Below are 16,307 nucleotides of genomic sequence, written 5' to 3'. Positions count from 1 at the left end.
ATCCCTCCGATTTTAATGGAACAATCCTGATTCCTTCGATTTTTTCATCAGTTTATCTTTTTTGGCATTGACGGGACCTTTTAAAAATGCCCCAATAAGCAGAAAGGCAAGACCAAATAGCGACAAGAAAATCAAATCGTTATACACCCGTGACCAAACAATGCCTCCAACCGCTTCACGCATTAAGTCAATTGCATATGTAAACGGCAGAAAAGGATTAATTGCCTGGAAAAATTCCGGCAGCAATACTACCGGATATGTTCCCCCGGCACCAGCAATTTGCAGAACCAGCAGGATAATCGCCATCGCTTTTCCAACATCCCCAAATAATGATACCAGGGTATAAACAATGAGCATAAACACAAGGCTGATGAATAGTCCAAACAGCACAAACCAGACTGGATGCACCACATAAACATGAATAAGAAAAATGTCCCCAAGCGTTACAATCAATGTTTGCAGAAATCCAATCAACGCAAACGTAAATAACTTTCCAAAATAAATCTGTCTGCTTGTAAAAGGATTATCACTGTGTACATCTGCCGCCAGCAAGGAAATCAGCAACAGTGCTCCGACCCAAATGGCAAGTACCGTGTAAAATGGAGTCATCCCTGAACCGTAATTTGGTATCGGGAAAAGCTCATTTTTCGTCAATGTAACTGGCTCAGCGAAAAACCCCTGTTCCGCCTTTGGATCATTCAACAGCAGGTCAATGATTTTATTTATATCCGTTTTACCCTGAATCTTCCGGATTTTATCTGCCAGCTGATTCACTTTATCATAAACATACGGATACTCATTGAGCATGTAATTTAATATATCTTCACCTTCTTGAAGGTTTCCTTCCGTGCGCCCTAAAATGTTCTCAATTTCCGGTATAGTAGATTGAATACCAGTCAGAATTGACTTCGCGTTGGTAAGTGTGGACCGCGCACTGGTAATTTTCTCCTTGACTGCCGGCTCGATATTTTCGTTATAATCCTTCAGAAAATCTCCAATCCGATTGGAAGTGTTCGCAGACAAGTCTTCCAAATTAGCAAGAATCTTAGTGACTTCCTGTTTTTTACCCTTGATAAAATTGCCGATGGAATTCACATTTCCCTGTGTCTCGCCAAGTACTTCCTGTATCGTTTCCAAATCCCGAATCGCCTGATTGATCACTTCATTCTGTCTTCCGGTATTTTCCGATGGCTTTTCGTTATTCATTTCCTTCAGCTTTTGCAGTGTCTGTTTGACAGTTGTAACTTGCTCATTTGCATGATTTACCCGTTCATCCAATGCTTGTTTCAATTGTTCACCATTGCTAAAATCAATCGGTATATTTTGAACCTCTTGAATAAAACGATTGATGTCATCTGCGGTTTTCTGTGCCTTTTTTAAATCTGCTTCAATTTTTGGCGACAGGTCATTTAAACGTTTTTTTGCATCAGACAACATGGCAGCAGTGTCATTAATTGTCTGTAACCCATTATCTGTTACCTGTTTCGCATTTGGTATCATCATTTGCGCTTTGTTGATAATAGATTGGGCATTTTTGGCATCATCAAGTGATTCTGTCATCAGCTGATGAATTTCAGGCAGATCTTTTTCCAGTTTAAAAACGTAATTCTCGAATTTCTTGATGTCAGGGAGATTTTTTTCAAGTTGCAGACCAAGTTCATTGAACATATCAAAAATGACACCATTTACAGTCGATACAAAGTTACTGCTGATTTGCTCCACTATGACACTGGCGCCCTTGTCGGTTATTTTCGGTGCAATGGCGTTAATTTTTTCATTCACATAATACTCCACATTTGCTTTTTTCGGATGATCACTGATGACTGTGGCAAGGTGTTCCGAAAAATCTTTCGGTATAACGATAACTGCAAAATAATCACCGTATCGTACTTTTTTCATTGCCTTTTTCCGGTTATTGAAATGCCATTCCAGTGAATCGTTTTTCTTCAGTTCTTTTACAAGTTCGTCGCCGACATTAATCTTTTCATCCCGGACAGTTGCTCCATCATCCTCATTAACAACACCGATTGGAATCTGATCTGTCTGTCCATACGGATCCCAGGATGCCTTAATATTAAACCAGGCATAAAGGGATGGAAGCAGGATAAGCCCGCCAATTAAAATCGCTGCCACCCAATTTTTTGAAATGTTTCTCATGTCGGTTGAAAAGATATTCCAGCTTTTTTTCATGATTTTTCTTCCTTATGTAAAATTTGCATTGCTGCTGATACTTACATATTATAGCAAGTTTAAATCGAAAAGAAAAAGACTGGCCGGTATTGGCCAATCTTCTTATGAAACATACCTTCTTTCCATCAGATGAATGCCGATACCGGTCATTAATACACCCATCAACAGTAAAATGCTGATTGGCGAAAGCAATTGATCAAGCGGGCGGTCATATATTGCCACACCATATAAAATTTCCATTCCATAAGTGATCGGGTCAATTTTTGACAGCATCAGCATTATTTTAGATTCCACAATCTCTATCGGCCAATAGGCACCGCCGATCATTGCCATACTCACCGCCAATATTGGAATAACTGCATTAAACTGCTGCACGGTTTTCACAATTCCGGTTATGAGAATTGACAGTGCAACGATGGAAAATACATATGGAAGAACCAGCAGCAAGGACTCCAGAAACCTGCCATTAAAATCAACACCGACCAAATACCGGAAAACAAGAAACACGACAATTACCTGCAAATAACCGGTTAAAAACGTGTATACAAAATTTGCCGTATACATTTCCCACTTTCTTACCGGCGACAAAATGACGCGGTCCCAGATTCCCTCCTTCTTTTCAAGCAGCACATAAAATACGTTATATGCAATCGTATAGATGACAAAAAACAAGGTGAATCCAAATAACGTATGATACTTCATATCAAACGCATCTGCTTTTGATCCGGTAAAATAACTGGAATCCATATCAAAAATTGGGTTATCCATGGTTGTTTTCAACTGAGCTAATACTTCCGTTCTGCCCGAGGAACCGGTTGAATCAGCTGCTGCTGCTATCTGATGATATTGTGCCTTTTTCGAATAAGCCTCATAAACTTTTTGCTCCACCAGTTTTGCATTTGCTGTTGAAACACCGACAATGACATCATAATCATTTTTTCTCAAGATTAACCCGACTTCAGCGTTCCCGTTGGTAACCTGTTCCTTAACCCGATCCTCAGATACCCACTCAAACGAATAAGCCCCGGATTGTTCAAGCATTTCTCCAATGGTTGAGTCACGAATGGAGTCATCTGCAGTATGGACAGGGACTGTAACTGTCGCCGGATTACCGGACCCGAGTATAAGCGCAAAACCAACCGACATGATGATCATAATGACAAATGTCCATGGATGCCGCAAAAACATCTTTACTTTCGCAAGGAATATACCAATCATATCGTCAGCCCCCTTTTTGGAAAACTGAATGCTGCAATACAAACCAAAGCGGCTGCAAAGATGCCCAGAAAGATTATTTGTTCCCAGGAAGAAGCTATTCCGCCACCCCTTATCACATTCAAATACGCCGTCATTCCGGCACCGTTTGGAGTTATATTCCCGATTTTATTGATGATTTCGGCATATTGTCCGATTGGGAAAAAACTTCCTCCCAAAAAAGCAAATATCGTGATAATAAAACTTGAGAAAAAGTTGATAATCATTTCTGAATTAAATCGATAGCTGATGGCCACTAGCAAAACAGACAATCCGCCGACCGATAAAGCCATACCAAGCGAGACGATTAAAAACCCGGCAGGATCCGGCCAGGAAACACCGAATAATAACCATGCTGCACCAAATACAACAACTAAATGGAGAAACGCAAAGATTGCACCGGCAAGCAGAATCCCGCTAAAGTAAACCCATCTGGAAACATCAGCCAGAATGATCCGGTTGAATACATGCATTTTTCGTTCACGGAATGCATAGGAACCTATCGTAGTTGCAATGAATAAAACATTCATCACTGCCATTCCGATTGCATAGTAATCTTTGGCTGAGACGGGTTCATACTGTTCCACCGACATGACATTCCCTTTTATTTTATCCGTATCCACCTGAATCGCATCCATTGCGATTCCTTTTTCCTGTGCAAAGTGAACCAATGTCAGGTTTTCCTGAAATCGCTGCAGTACACTTTTTACAACTGATGCTCCGATATTTTTTTCTCCATTTTCATAGATCTTCAAGGAAGGCGTGAATTGCTTTTCAAGCAGAAGTGCCTGAAGCATATGATAGGTAAAGTTTTCAGGAACTTCTATGACCGCTGCATAGGATTCATCCTGCAAAACCGTTTTAAGTGTGGAGGGATCGGCTGTCTTCAACGTTACAATATTCTGCATCCCCTTGCTTCTAAAGATTGCTTTGATTTGCTTTATGGGTACGATATTTTTCGCAGCCTGTTTCATCACATCTACCTTGTTCTTCGGGATGTCACTATTTTCAAGGTCCTTCAAAAATTGATCAACCTGTTTTTGTTCATTCCCGTTCTCCACGATGGCAACTTTTGCATGAATGGAACTTGTTTCGCCACTCATCACACCTCCTAAAGCAGCTCCCAAAATCAAAATTAAAATAAGTGGTAACCCGACAAGCAACAATAGTTGAAACGGATTACGCAGTAAAGTTAACCCGGTTTTCTTTAAAATTTGCCATATCATTGCATCACCCCTAATCCCGTAAGGCCCTTCCGGTAAGATGGAGGAAAACATCCTCAAGTGTCGGTGTCTGGACGTTGACAGACATAAGTTCAATTCCGGTTTGCTCTGCATAGTTAAAAACGGTCCCAAACACATTCGTCTCTTTCGGAACAATTACGGTAACAGCTTTATCCTCTGCTGTAACACGACTGATTGCGGGTTCGTTTCGCAATGCTTCAATAAATGCGTCATTCCAGTTTTTCGCGATAATTGAAACTGTTTTTTCCGATGTTAGAATCTGCTTGATTTCTTCCTTGGTTCCGGATGCGATCAAGCTTCCTTTATCCATGATATAGATCCGGTCGCAAAGAAATTCAACTTCCTCCATGTAATGACTTGTATACAATACCGTCATCTTCTTTTCCTTATTAAGCCGCTTCACTGTTTCCAGAATATAGTTCCGTGACTGCGGATCAATCCCGACTGTCGGCTCATCCATTATGATCAATTCCGGATTGTGAAGTAATGCAACACCTATATTCAGACGGCGTTTCATCCCTCCGGAAAATTTTTTGACAATATCTTTCCGCCGGTCCGAAAGCCCGATTAAATGGAGAACTTCATCAATTCGCTTTTTTAATTCCGCCCCGGACAATCGATAAATTCTGCCGAAAAATTGCAGATTTTCATGTGCAGTCAAATCGTCATACAAAGCGATTTCCTGCGGCACCATCCCGATTACTTTTCGAATCGGGGCAGGATGGTTAATAATGCTGTCATTCCGGAACCGGACATCACCGGTTGTCGGTTCTGTCAATGATGACAACATTGATATTGCAGTCGATTTACCAGCCCCGTTTGGCCCGAGTAAACCGACAATCTCACCTTCTTCAATAAACATATTAATGTTCTTCACTGCATAAAACTGTTTAAATTTCTTGGACAGATCAACAAGTTCGAGCATTATCCCCGCCTCCTCTAAACTTAGTGTACTGTCAAAATAAGCTGCAGAACACTATCGCAGGTCACTGATTTTTTTAAAGTCCAGTGACGGTGGTCATCACATGAACGGCAAAATTTGCTCTATGTAAAAAACCCTCCAATTGGAAGGTTCCAGTGCATTATTCACCTATATCATGTTTCACAGCAAATATAGCCAGCTGCGTCCGGTCGCGAAGTCCTGTTTTTTGCAAAATTCGGGTTAAGTTATTTTTAACCGTTCCAATGGACAGGTACAGCTCTTCAGCAATCTCCCTATTGGTTTTCCCTTGCCCAACCAGATACGTAATCTTGCCTTCTCTTGGTGAAAGGTCTACATCAGTGGATGTTTTTCCAGATGAGTTCCCCAGCAGCCGCGGCATAACTTTAGCAGCCACCTCCTCATGAATTGTCAGTCCGCCGTTCATACAGCTGTACACTGCTTCAAGTAACTTTTTTGAATCAGAGGTTTTCAGTAAAAATCCATTGGCACCTTCACGCAATGCCTGCACTGCATATTCATCATCATTAAAGGTTGTCAGAATCAATATCTTTACATCCGGCCACCGCTTTTTGATTTGCCTTGTTGCCTCAATTCCATTCATCACCGGCATCCGGACATCCATCAAAATAAAATCAATCATAAATTTCTCCATTACTTGTAATGCCTGCTGGCCATTATCCACATCATGTTCCACTTTCAAATTTGCATCCTGCTCCAAAATTACTTTCAAGCCCTGTCTGACGATTTCCTGATCTTCTGCTATCATGACACGCCACATACTGCCATCCCCCTAATCACCTGGAATTGTTCCTTGCACGATAAAAGCGTTATCCGTCTGATAAATTTGCAAAGTCCCCTGCGTTTCTTCCACACGCGCTTTCATATTCGTCAGTCCAAATCCATATTCAAAAGGTATCACATTAAAAATTTGGTTAATTACTTCAAAGGAAACACCGCCATTTGCAGATTTACCGAGAACGACCCGTACTTCTCTTGACTGTGCGTGACGCATCGCATTTGTCAATGCCTCCTGGATAACCCGGTACAGTACAATACTTTTTTCATTCGAAAGTTTTACCGAAAGTACTCCTTGCTTCATGGTAAATTGCACAAGAATATGACTTTCCGCTTCGAGCTTCCTGATCAAGTGCACAACGGTAGATATTCCTTCAAGTTCCTCCGTTTTCAGTGTTTGCACCGCCTGCCTGATTTCATCAAGACTTTCCTGCGCCATTTCTTTCAAATCCTGATATTCCGGCTTGCGTTGCTCGATTGAAAGCATTTCCAATTTCATAATCAATGCTGTCAGCCGATGACCAACAGAATCATGGATATCCCGGGCAATTTTCGTCCGCTCTTCAAGCCGTGCATTATTTTCAGCCATCAGATTCATCCGTTTCAGTTTCCGGTACTCGCCAAGAATCTGGTCATAGACTTCCACCTGTTCTATTCGTTCGAGCCTTTGCCGATTCAATACGAATACCATGAAGTAAAATAGCGCACTCAAAATAATCAGTTCAAATACGAATTCCCCGAACAGCATAGCCGTCGTAACCGTCAATAAAAAGTTAACAGCAGCATAAATAAGCAACCTTTTTTCTTGTAAGCGAAAAAGCGAAACAATTGTTACAAAAATCAACAACAACACCGTAAAAACAGAACCATCTGTTACAAGCAATCCGTGAACAAATATAGTAATGGACAGACTGATACTTGTGTAAAACATCTCTTTATCTATGGACAAAAAGAAAAGAAATGCCAGCGCAGCCGCGGCAAAACAAATACTAATTGCCGTCTGTTCACTTTCCCGGAATATCATGAAGATCCAGAGAGCAGTGAATATCATAAACCGTATCCAAAATATCTTCACAACCAGCCACCCAACCTTATAATTTTGCAAATGCTCTTACAATTCTATAATATAATAAGTATCACATAAGGCAAAGGAGAGATTTTGTGAAAACATATTTCATCACCGGTTTTCCCGGATTTCTTGCATCCAACCTTATCAAACAACTGCTCTATGACAGGAACGAAATCAATCAGATTTACGTTCTGTCACTCCCATCCCTTGAAGAAAAAGCTGCTGAAGAGATTTCCCTGCTGGCACAAAACACCAACACAGACCATACATTATTTTCCGTAGTAACGGGGGACATTACACAACCTGCTTTGGATCTTGACCCGCAAATCAACCGGAAATTGCAGGAATCTGTCACCCACGTTTTCCACCTTGCAGCAATCTATGACCTTGCCGTCCCGAAAGATATCGCGTATAGGGTTAATGTTAACGGAACAGGAAACATGAATGACTGGGTAAAAACATTGCTCAAGCTGGAAAGATACATCTATTTCAGTACCGCTTACGTATCCGGAACGCGCGAGGGTAAAATTTATGAAACGGAATTATCAATGAACCAACCGTTCAAAAATCACTATGAAGAAACAAAGTATCATGCAGAAGTTCTTGTGGATAAATTGAAGCAGACGCTTCCGGTAACCATCATTCGGCCCGGTATTGTGAAGGGACATTCCAAAACAGGATTCACAACCAAATTCGATGGGTTATATTTTATGTTGAATTTGATGGAAAATCTAAACATGTCACCGATTTTGCCATACTTCGGAAACGGTACACCGGAAGGAAACTTTGTTCCATATGACTATGTATTACAGGCGACAAGCTATTTGGCACACGCTTCAGCCGGGGTTGGAAAAACATATCATCTGACAGATCCGAATCCGTATACAATGGATGAACTGTATAATCTGTTTGCAAAAGCATACCTCGGTAAAACACCAATCGGAAAAATACCGGTCAACCTGACTAAAAACATGCTGATTGTTCCGTTTATTCGCAAGTGGCTCCAGGTAGAAATGCAGGCAATGGACTATTTTACAATTCACGCATCCTTTGACAGTACCTTGGCACAAAACGATTTAAAAGGTTCCGGCATCACATGTCCCGATTTAAGGGATACTATAGAACCAATGATTCAGTTTTACCGGATGTATAAGCATGACAGAAGTATGCATATTGCCATCAAATAACCCGTCAGCATGGGGATATCGGACCATTTCCTAAAAATTACCACATGAATCGATGCTTTTGTAGTATACTAAAGTAGACATGTTATACAGGGTGAGGCTTCTATTGGGAAGCGGTAAAAAGATTACTCTTTTTACTTGGCGGCTCCGAATCCCCTAGGAAAGGGGTGAGCGAGTGATTGAAATTGACAAGACTCTCGAGTTGATGTTAATGTTTGGAACACTCGTAGTTTTACTTGTTGGCAGCCATGAAAAAAAGTAATCACCCTGTCGTCTCCGTAAACGTGGGGTAATTACTCTTTTCGAAATCCCGATTCGGAGTCGCCGTGCCTTGCGGATAACTGTCCGGGTCGCAAGTTGCTGCTTGCGGCCCGCCTACTGACTCCGGAAAATTACAACCAATGTAATTCTATTTACTTCCACCCGAAAATATTCATCATTTTATTTCAGGTAAATTCCAACTAGTCCATAAGTTCCTGCATACATTTGCATAGCTTAATTTCCCAATACTTTTGTCTTAAATCAATAGTATCATGACATATATAAAATCGTCCAATATTGCTTTCATTACAACTATTCGATTTTTTTTCAGCTAACAGGGTGTTCATTATAAATTTTCCCGGTATGATATTTATAAAACCATTACCATATATTCTTCATCCAGAAACCCATCCCCAAATTTCACCGCTTTTTTATGTGTTCCAAACGGTACAAACCCCAATGCATAGTACATACTTTTTGCTTTCGTATTTTGCGTGACGACGGAGATTGATATTTGTTCAACACCGCCAAGTGACTTGGCATATTCAATCGCGGACTGCATAAGCTTTTTGCCAATGCCCTTTCCCCGGCTTGCGGGGGTTACATACATCGCAAAAACATTGGACCGATGATTGATTTTTTCCTTTGTTTCAGGTACGAGCGCAACCATGCCAATCAAGGTATCTCCCTCAAAAGCCCCGAAATTGTATACACCATCCGATTGCAGTTTGACTCTGTAATCTTCTTCCGTTTGGCTTTCTGCTTCCTCATAACTCGTAAGAAATGCTTCCGGACTATTCAGCAGTGCCTCAAGCCTTAATTTTCGATATGTACTCGCATCCTCCGGTTCCAATAATCGAATTTCCATACCAATCATCCACCCCCTTTTTCCTTCTTGTATCTTTATTTCTACACAAATTGACATATTCCTTCTTTTAAAGGAAAAACATCCATGCTGATAAACGTTTTCTTTTACTATATGTTTCATCGCTTTATTTTCATGACAGCCAGGCAGAACTATTTTTTTCGGAAAGCTTTTATTCTATCCCTGGAGCCATATGGAACCGGAATTTTTAACAATTGAATTATATAGAAGTTGAAAGGATAATATCAATATACCAATAACATGAAACGAGAGGACGGTTGCAATTGCAGGGTAAAAAGGATGTTATTCAACTGATATACAAGGATAAACAGATGCTGGAAATATTAAAGACCGCAAAATCATTGGATCTCCCGGACTGGTGTATCTGTGCCGGATTTGTCCGTTCAAAAATATGGGATGCACTGCACAGGTATGAAGAACGCACCCCATTGACAGATGTGGACGTTGTTTATTTTGACAAAACTAATTTAAATGAGACGGTGGAGAAGCAGTTGGAAAATGAGCTTTCCCATCAAATGCCTAATATCCCTTGGTCTGTTAAAAACCAAGCAAGGATGCACCTGATTAATGACTTGGAAGCATATGTGAATACGGAAGATGCAATTGCAAAGTTTCCTGAAACAGCCACCGCACTCGGCGTTAAGCTGGTTCAGGATAATCAGCTTAAGTTAATTGCCCCGCATGGCGTTCAGGACGTTTTGGATATGGTAGTACGTCCAACTCCACTTTTCGCCGGATCACATAAATTGATGAAGGTTTTTAAGAAGCGGACTAAAGAGAAGGAATGGCAGTCAAAATGGTGGAAGGTGAGTGTGCAAGCATAGAGGGGATTTTGCAGGTGATCGTTCACATCCTGGTGAAACCACTGAGTGCTTTTATTCATGAGCGGTTCCTAACTTGAAATGATAAACTGTTTTTTTACACAGAATACTGTCTTTCAAAAAAATTTACGGGCTTTCACACTGAAATACGAGCCTTCAGAAGAAATTACAGGCCTTCACACCGAAATACGAGTTTTCAGAAGAAATTACAGGCCTTCACACCGAAATACGAGCTTTCGGAAAAAAATGCACCCGTCATACTTGACCGGATGCATGTTTTCTGTAGTTATTTTTTTTCATAATAACCATATTCTTCACCATAAAAACAGTTGTACCGCGCTTTGAATTTTCCAAAGATGTAGACGGTAATGACTTTAATAATCGCATATCCCGGTATACCGAGAATAACACCTGTAATACCAAACAAATTCCCTGCAGAGAGCAGAACAATGATGATAGTAAGCGGATGAATACTTAGGGTTCTTCCCATTATATTCGGCGATATGAAATTTCCCTCAAGAAATTGCACCGCTGCCCAGACAATGCCCAGTTTCAACAGCATAATTGGCGAAGCAACCAATGCAATAATAATTGCCGGTGTTATTGCAATGATTGGCCCTAAGTATGGAACAACACTTGTAACCGCTGCTATTATTGCAAGCGTAATCGCGTAATCTAGTCCAATTATCAAATAACCGATGAACAGCAATGTACCGATACAGAGCGCTACAATAATTTGTCCCTGAATATAGGAACCGACCTGAACATCCATATTGTGAAGAATCTGATCCGCGTCTTTCCGGTATTTCGGCGGCAACAGTTTCAAACAGTAACGCTTAAATTCGTCTCCGTCCTTAAGCAGAAAGAATAAAATGAACGGAAATGTAATAATGGCTACGACGATACTTGTCAGCGCACTGGCAACACTCCGTATTCCTTCAACCGCACCGCCAAGATAATCGCCAATTTTGCTTGTTATATCATTTAAATGAGTTGTCAGCCATGTGTAGCCCTGGTCATAGTAAGGGGCTAAAAATGAATTTTGAACCCATGTTTGCAACCCTTCACTCATCTGCTTGATGTAAGTTGGGAAATTCTCAGTCAAATCCTTTACCTGTGCCTCCACTGCCGGAGCAATCAGCAATACTAGTCCCGTAATTAATCCACTAATTCCCAGGATAAGAATCAGGATTCCCCAGATTCGTTTAATATGCAAGCGTTCCAGGAGGTCAACGATTGGATTCAGCAAATAATATGTAACAAACGCAAGAATGATTGGCGGAACTACTGTTGATAACACGATAATCAGCGGATCAAAAATAAATTTCACCTGATTGAAAATAAAAATGGTGATGCCGATTAGAATTATCAAAATTAAGCTAAACAGCAAATCACGACCGCCAATAAACTTAATAAATCTGTCTGAACTTTTCATCCCGAACCTCCTTTCCTCAATATCCAAATTATAGAATAAATAAAAGAAATATTCCATAAAATCGCAGCTGCAAGTTTTTTATCAAAAATAAAAAGCCAGCTTCCGCTTGGGAAACTGACCTGTCATTTAAAAAGATAACAGCCACAATTGCCGTATTTTACATATAAAAAGTTTTAAACCACCACTTCGCAAAGTGGGTGTTTGCAGAAACCTTCCTGTCTTCCACTATAGTTCGAGGCGCGACATTAGAGCTTCGATGTAAAACTCCCTATTCATATGTTAGAGGTTAAAACTTAATCAAATACGAACATTGCAGCTTACTATTATCATATACCGATTCACCGCAAATTACAATGGGAATAAAATCCTATTTTTGTAAACGTTTTCAGTGAAGCAGCTCAAACACTTCATTCAATTCCGTTACCCGCTGGTCGTTCTGAACACTTCTGGCATAGCTGATTTCCTGCTCCAATACATCAATTAAATATGCCATTTCCTCATCCGTCAGTGACTTCACAAAATCACCTTCACCGGAAAATTCATTCGACCCAAGCTTTTCACTTATTTGCTGGCTCAATTTGTTCCCGTCATAATTGGCCAGGGACTCGCGTAAATACTTTAAAGTTGTATCGATGTTGCTCACCCTTATATTTTTGTGTTCTTCTTCTTTGCACGTTGTTCTAATTGTGACTCTGGCCGCTGATTCGCTTCATCTTCTGTCATGCCCTGCCGATTTACACTTGATTTCACCTTGCGATCACTTCTGATTTTATCTTTATCAGTCATCTGAAACACCTCCAGTTGATAGTATTTCAGGAGAAAGAAATTTTATGCCGGCTTCAGCAATTCCCTGGGACAGAATACTAAATCCTTATGAAAATGTTGCTAAATTTCACGTCTGTGCATACAAATGTGAACTTGAGCGAAATCGGCACAATCTTAAGCGAAACCTGGCATGCGGCCTACTTCTCAGCCAAATGCTCATACTGATCCCTCAACGATCGTTTGAGTACTTTTCCGCTTGGGTTCTTCGGCAATTCATCCGCAAAATCAACATATTTCGGCACCTTAAATTTCGACAACCGCCCCTGACAAAATTCCATAACACTGTCCTTCGTCAGCCGGGCACCCTCTTTTGGAACTATCACCGCAGTTACAGCTTCAATCCAGTAGGCATCCGGAATTCCGATAATGGCAACCTCTGATACACCATCAAGCTGGTAAAGCGTTTCTTCGACCTCTCTGCTGGAAACATTTACGCCGCCTGTGTTAATCATATCTTTTTTCCGATCGATGATGGTTACGTAGCCTTCCTCGTCCATCACACCAAGATCACCGCTGTGGAACCAGCCGCCGCGAAACACCTCGGCGGTTTTATCCGGATCGTGTAAATATCCTTTCATCGTATGCGGAGTCCGGTGTACAATCTCACCTATTTCACCGCGGTCAACTTCCTGATCCTGTTCGTCCACGATTTTTGTCTGCATATTCAACGTAGGGACACCGGCTGATCCAAGTTTGCGCAGCTGATCCTCAGGCTGCAGTGCTGTTGCCAATGGTGCAACTTCCGTCTGGCCGTAAAAATTCCAGAACTTCGCATTCGGCAGACGCTCCGCCAGTTCTTTCAAAATTTCACGCGGCATAATGGCAGCACCATAGTAACATTTTTCAAGTGTTGACAGGTCACGCTTATCAAAATCGGGATTCCGCAGAAGTGCTATCCAAACTGTCGGCGGGGCAAACAACTGTGTTGCACCTTCTTCCTCGATTGTTTTCAAAATAAGTTCGGGGCTTGCAGCTCCCAATACAATCCCACTTGATCCAACATAAACACTTGGTCCCAAAAACACATGCAGCTGTGCACTATGATAAAGCGGAAGCGCATGAACCGCCACATCTTCAGCCGCCATGTGCCCATCAACAATACAGCTTACATATTCACTGATTAAACTTTTATGGGAAAGCATAACACCCTTGGGCCGTGATTCCGTTCCACTCGTATACAGCACATGTGCCAAATCATCATCACGCAGATCTGCATCGGCAAAATCCACAGGCTGTCCTTCCCGCGCTTCCGACAAAGCCGTCCATTTCGCAAGTTCTCCATCATATGTGCCAATTGCATCCATCAAATAACGGAACTTAATTTCCAACCTGCCTGCAGATTCATCCAATACTCCGGCATATTCCTCTGACGCCACATAACCACTTACTTCCGCATGTTCCAAAATATATTGGATGTCTTCCCCGGTCAGCATATAATTGATTGGAATCATTACCGCACCAATCCGAGCCAGGGCGAAATTCACCACAACAAAATCCAGACTGTTTTTGGACATAACCGTAATCATGTCACCTTTTTGCATCCCATCATCCAAAAAAGCATGTGCTGTCTGATTGACAAGGTCATCCAGTTCCGCATAATTGAGCCGCTGTCCGCCATACGCCAACGCGAACTTTTCCGGCATCCGATCACGTGTCCTTGCCAGCAGATCTCCCAATGTGTTACGCCGCGCCCGCTCCAACATCCTGTTCAGATCATCATGTACATTTGTATCCGTGTTCATTACTCCACCCCTCAAATGAGTTTTTGATGACTTAAGTGCCGAATTTTCTTTTTTTTTATTTTAATTCAGAAAGGTGGATAAAGCAACTAAAGTAAAAACCGGGATAAGGTGCTGCACACCTTCCCCCGGTTTCATAATCAATCTTCTTTTCGCATTTTCCTGATTTCATCGGCAACAAACTGTACCTGTGTGCCAACAACTACTTGAATATTGTGCTTCCCGACTACATTCACACCCGGTACACCTGTTGCTTTGATTTTTTCCTGATTCACTTTGTCCATATCATTCACTTCAAGCCGTAAACGTGACACACAATTATCAACGGTAAGCACGTTTTCGTCACCGCCCAGGCCTTCATAAATCTTTTCTGCCATAACAGATGTCTCACTTTTTTCGGGGGCTGACTCCTCATCAGAAGTATCTTCGGCATCATTCGCTTCCAGATCTTCATCATCTTCCCGTCCTGGTGTTTTCAAATTGAATTTTACAATCAGGAAACGGAACAGGAAGTAATAGATGACTGCAAACACAAGTCCTTGTACGATTAGCATATAAGGCTGTTGAGCCATTGGTGCGACAAAGCTTAACGTATAGTCAACAAGACCGGCACTAAAACTGAATCCCGCAATCCATTGGAATGATGCCGCAATGAACAATGATAATCCCGTTAAAATTGCGTGAACAACATACAATGCAGGTGCAAGGAACATGAACGAGAACTCGAGTGGCTCTGTAACACCTGTGAAAAATGCCGCAAACCCGGCAGCAAGCATCAATGACGCTGTCTGTTTTTTCCGTTTTGTTTTTGCGGTATGATACATTGCCAATGCAGCGGCAGGAAGTCCAAACATCATAATTGGGAAAAATCCTGCCAGATAACGGCCGGTAATTCCTTTTTCACCTTCTCCGGACCAGAAGTTGGCAATATCATTAATTCCTGCAACATCAAACCAGAACACAGAATTAAGTGCATGGTGCAATCCGGTTGGGATCAACAGACGGTTAAAGAATCCATACAAGCCTGCTCCGACAGCTCCCAATCCACTGATGACCTCCCCAAATGATACAAGCGCATCATATACAAAAGGCCATACGAAAAATAAGATGCCAGAAACTACAAACATAACAGCTGCCGTCACAATCGGCACAAGCCGTTTCCCACTGAAGAATGCAAAAGCATCAGGCAGCCGGACATCACTAAAACGATTATACATAGCTGCAGCAATTAAAGCTGATAAAATACCAATAAACACATTCTCAATATTTTCAAAGGCGGGATTGACACTTGCTTCTTTAATCCCTTGTAAACTGGCTACTTTTTCAGTACTCAATAATGTGGTTACAACCAGATAACCGACAAGCCCACTCAATGCAGCGGCGCCGTCTTTATTTTTTGACATCCCAATAGCGACACCGACTGCGAAAATAATTGCTAAATTATCCAGAATGGCAAGACCGCCATTTTTTATAAATATCCCTATTATATTACCTTCCGCAAATACCAATATATAGTTGCCAATCCCGACAAGGACCGCCGCTGCAGGAAGCACAGCAACCGGCAGCATAAGGGAACGGCCGAGATTCTGCAGATATTTCATCATGTCGTATTCCTCCATTTGTTGATATAGTTTTTCACCGATAAGTTCATTCTCCTACGC

At 41.5% G+C, this 16,307-nt stretch carries 14 protein-coding genes and 1 other RNA gene; 2 read left to right on the top strand and 13 right to left on the bottom strand.

From position 1 onward, the window contains the following. Nucleotides 1-12 precede the first annotated feature (12 nt). From B1K71_RS05145 to B1K71_RS05120, 6 genes are all read right to left on the bottom strand, one after another. Nucleotides 13-2,190 (bottom strand): YhgE/Pip domain-containing protein, encoded by a 2,178-nt coding sequence (locus B1K71_RS05145; RefSeq protein WP_077324919.1) that lies wholly within the window; start codon nucleotides 2,188-2,190, stop codon nucleotides 13-15. Nucleotides 2,191-2,292: 102 nt separating this feature from the next. Continuing rightward, nucleotides 2,293-3,408: an ABC transporter permease gene (locus tag B1K71_RS05140; RefSeq protein ID WP_077324918.1), complete on the bottom strand. Its 1,116-nt coding sequence runs from the start codon at nucleotides 3,406-3,408 to the stop codon at nucleotides 2,293-2,295. Beyond that, nucleotides 3,405-4,670, bottom strand: coding sequence for an ABC transporter permease (locus B1K71_RS05135; RefSeq protein WP_175631839.1), 1,266 nt, complete (start codon nucleotides 4,668-4,670; stop codon nucleotides 3,405-3,407). Before B1K71_RS05135 ends, B1K71_RS05140 begins: the two co-directional genes overlap by 4 nt. Nucleotides 4,671-4,680: 10 nt before the next feature. Continuing rightward, nucleotides 4,681-5,613: an ABC transporter ATP-binding protein gene (locus B1K71_RS05130; protein WP_077324916.1), complete on the bottom strand. Its 933-nt coding sequence runs from the start codon at nucleotides 5,611-5,613 to the stop codon at nucleotides 4,681-4,683. Between the two features lie 157 nt (nucleotides 5,614-5,770). Continuing rightward, nucleotides 5,771-6,409, bottom strand: a complete 639-nt coding sequence (locus B1K71_RS05125) for a response regulator transcription factor (RefSeq protein WP_077324915.1) — start codon at nucleotides 6,407-6,409, stop codon at nucleotides 5,771-5,773. A gap of 12 nt (nucleotides 6,410-6,421) precedes the next feature. Then, a complete protein-coding gene (locus tag B1K71_RS05120; protein ID WP_077324914.1) occupies nucleotides 6,422-7,501 on the bottom strand; it encodes a sensor histidine kinase in 1,080 nt (359 codons plus the stop codon). 86 nt (nucleotides 7,502-7,587) lie between these two features. Between B1K71_RS05120 and B1K71_RS05115 the strand changes: the two genes are divergently transcribed. Beyond that, entirely contained in the window at nucleotides 7,588-8,682 is a 1,095-nt protein-coding gene (locus B1K71_RS05115; RefSeq protein ID WP_077324913.1) for an SDR family oxidoreductase, read from the top strand. Nucleotides 8,683-9,310: 628 nt separating this feature from the next. Here the strand turns inward: B1K71_RS05115 and B1K71_RS05110 are convergent. Beyond that, on the bottom strand, nucleotides 9,311-9,808 hold the full coding sequence (locus tag B1K71_RS05110; RefSeq protein ID WP_077330045.1) for a GNAT family N-acetyltransferase: 498 nt from the start codon (nucleotides 9,806-9,808) through the stop codon (nucleotides 9,311-9,313). A gap of 281 nt (nucleotides 9,809-10,089) precedes the next feature. Between B1K71_RS05110 and B1K71_RS05105 the strand changes: the two genes are divergently transcribed. Next, complete coding sequence (locus B1K71_RS05105; RefSeq protein ID WP_342742114.1) at nucleotides 10,090-10,650, top strand: nucleotidyltransferase family protein; 561 nt, start codon at nucleotides 10,090-10,092, stop codon at nucleotides 10,648-10,650. A gap of 283 nt (nucleotides 10,651-10,933) precedes the next feature. Here the strand turns inward: B1K71_RS05105 and B1K71_RS05100 are convergent, their stop codons facing one another. From B1K71_RS05100 to nagE, 6 genes are all read right to left on the bottom strand, one after another. Next, nucleotides 10,934-12,082, bottom strand: coding sequence for an AI-2E family transporter (locus B1K71_RS05100; protein ID WP_077324911.1), 1,149 nt, complete (start codon nucleotides 12,080-12,082; stop codon nucleotides 10,934-10,936). Between the two features lie 134 nt (nucleotides 12,083-12,216). Continuing rightward, nucleotides 12,217-12,404, bottom strand: a non-coding RNA gene (gene ssrS, locus B1K71_RS05095) — 6S RNA. Nucleotides 12,405-12,467: 63 nt separating this feature from the next. Then, entirely contained in the window at nucleotides 12,468-12,725 is a 258-nt protein-coding gene (locus B1K71_RS05090) for a sporulation protein (RefSeq protein WP_428848855.1), read from the bottom strand. Between the two features lie 2 nt (nucleotides 12,726-12,727). Next, entirely contained in the window at nucleotides 12,728-12,868 is a 141-nt protein-coding gene (gene sspL / locus B1K71_RS05085) for a small, acid-soluble spore protein L (protein ID WP_077324910.1), read from the bottom strand. A 176-nt stretch (nucleotides 12,869-13,044) separates the two neighbouring features. Beyond that, nucleotides 13,045-14,649: a fatty acyl-CoA synthetase gene (locus tag B1K71_RS05080; RefSeq protein ID WP_245799168.1), complete on the bottom strand. Its 1,605-nt coding sequence runs from the start codon at nucleotides 14,647-14,649 to the stop codon at nucleotides 13,045-13,047. 137 nt (nucleotides 14,650-14,786) lie between these two features. After that, a complete protein-coding gene (nagE, locus tag B1K71_RS05075; protein ID WP_077324909.1) occupies nucleotides 14,787-16,250 on the bottom strand; it encodes an N-acetylglucosamine-specific PTS transporter subunit IIBC in 1,464 nt (487 codons plus the stop codon). Between the last annotated feature and the right edge of the window lie 57 nt (nucleotides 16,251-16,307).

The organism is Virgibacillus siamensis, assembly GCF_900162695.1.
Lineage (GTDB): Bacteria > Bacillota > Bacilli > Bacillales > Amphibacillaceae > Lentibacillus > Lentibacillus siamensis_A.
Note: the sequence above shows the minus strand (reverse complement) of the source record. Positions and strands in the feature narration are given on the sequence as shown.

Bases quoted from the DNA above. Each gene is read 5' to 3' on its own strand.
- B1K71_RS05145 (WP_077324919.1), bottom strand. From the start codon at position 2,190: ATGAAAAAAAGCTGGAATATCTTTTCAACCGACATGAGAAACATTTCA.
- B1K71_RS05140 (WP_077324918.1), bottom strand. From the start codon at position 3,408: ATGATTGGTATATTCCTTGCGAAAGTAAAGATGTTTTTGCGGCATCCA.
- B1K71_RS05135 (WP_175631839.1), bottom strand. From the start codon at position 4,670: ATGATATGGCAAATTTTAAAGAAAACCGGGTTAACTTTACTGCGTAAT.
- B1K71_RS05130 (WP_077324916.1), bottom strand. From the start codon at position 5,613: ATGCTCGAACTTGTTGATCTGTCCAAGAAATTTAAACAGTTTTATGCA.
- B1K71_RS05125 (WP_077324915.1), bottom strand. From the start codon at position 6,409: ATGTGGCGTGTCATGATAGCAGAAGATCAGGAAATCGTCAGACAGGGC.
- B1K71_RS05110 (WP_077330045.1), bottom strand. From the start codon at position 9,808: ATGGAAATTCGATTATTGGAACCGGAGGATGCGAGTACATATCGAAAA.
- B1K71_RS05100 (WP_077324911.1), bottom strand. From the start codon at position 12,082: ATGAAAAGTTCAGACAGATTTATTAAGTTTATTGGCGGTCGTGATTTG.
- sspL (WP_077324910.1), bottom strand. From the start codon at position 12,868: ATGACTGATAAAGATAAAATCAGAAGTGATCGCAAGGTGAAATCAAGT.
- B1K71_RS05080 (WP_245799168.1), bottom strand. From the start codon at position 14,649: ATGAACACGGATACAAATGTACATGATGATCTGAACAGGATGTTGGAG.
- nagE (WP_077324909.1), bottom strand. From the start codon at position 16,250: ATGATGAAATATCTGCAGAATCTCGGCCGTTCCCTTATGCTGCCGGTT.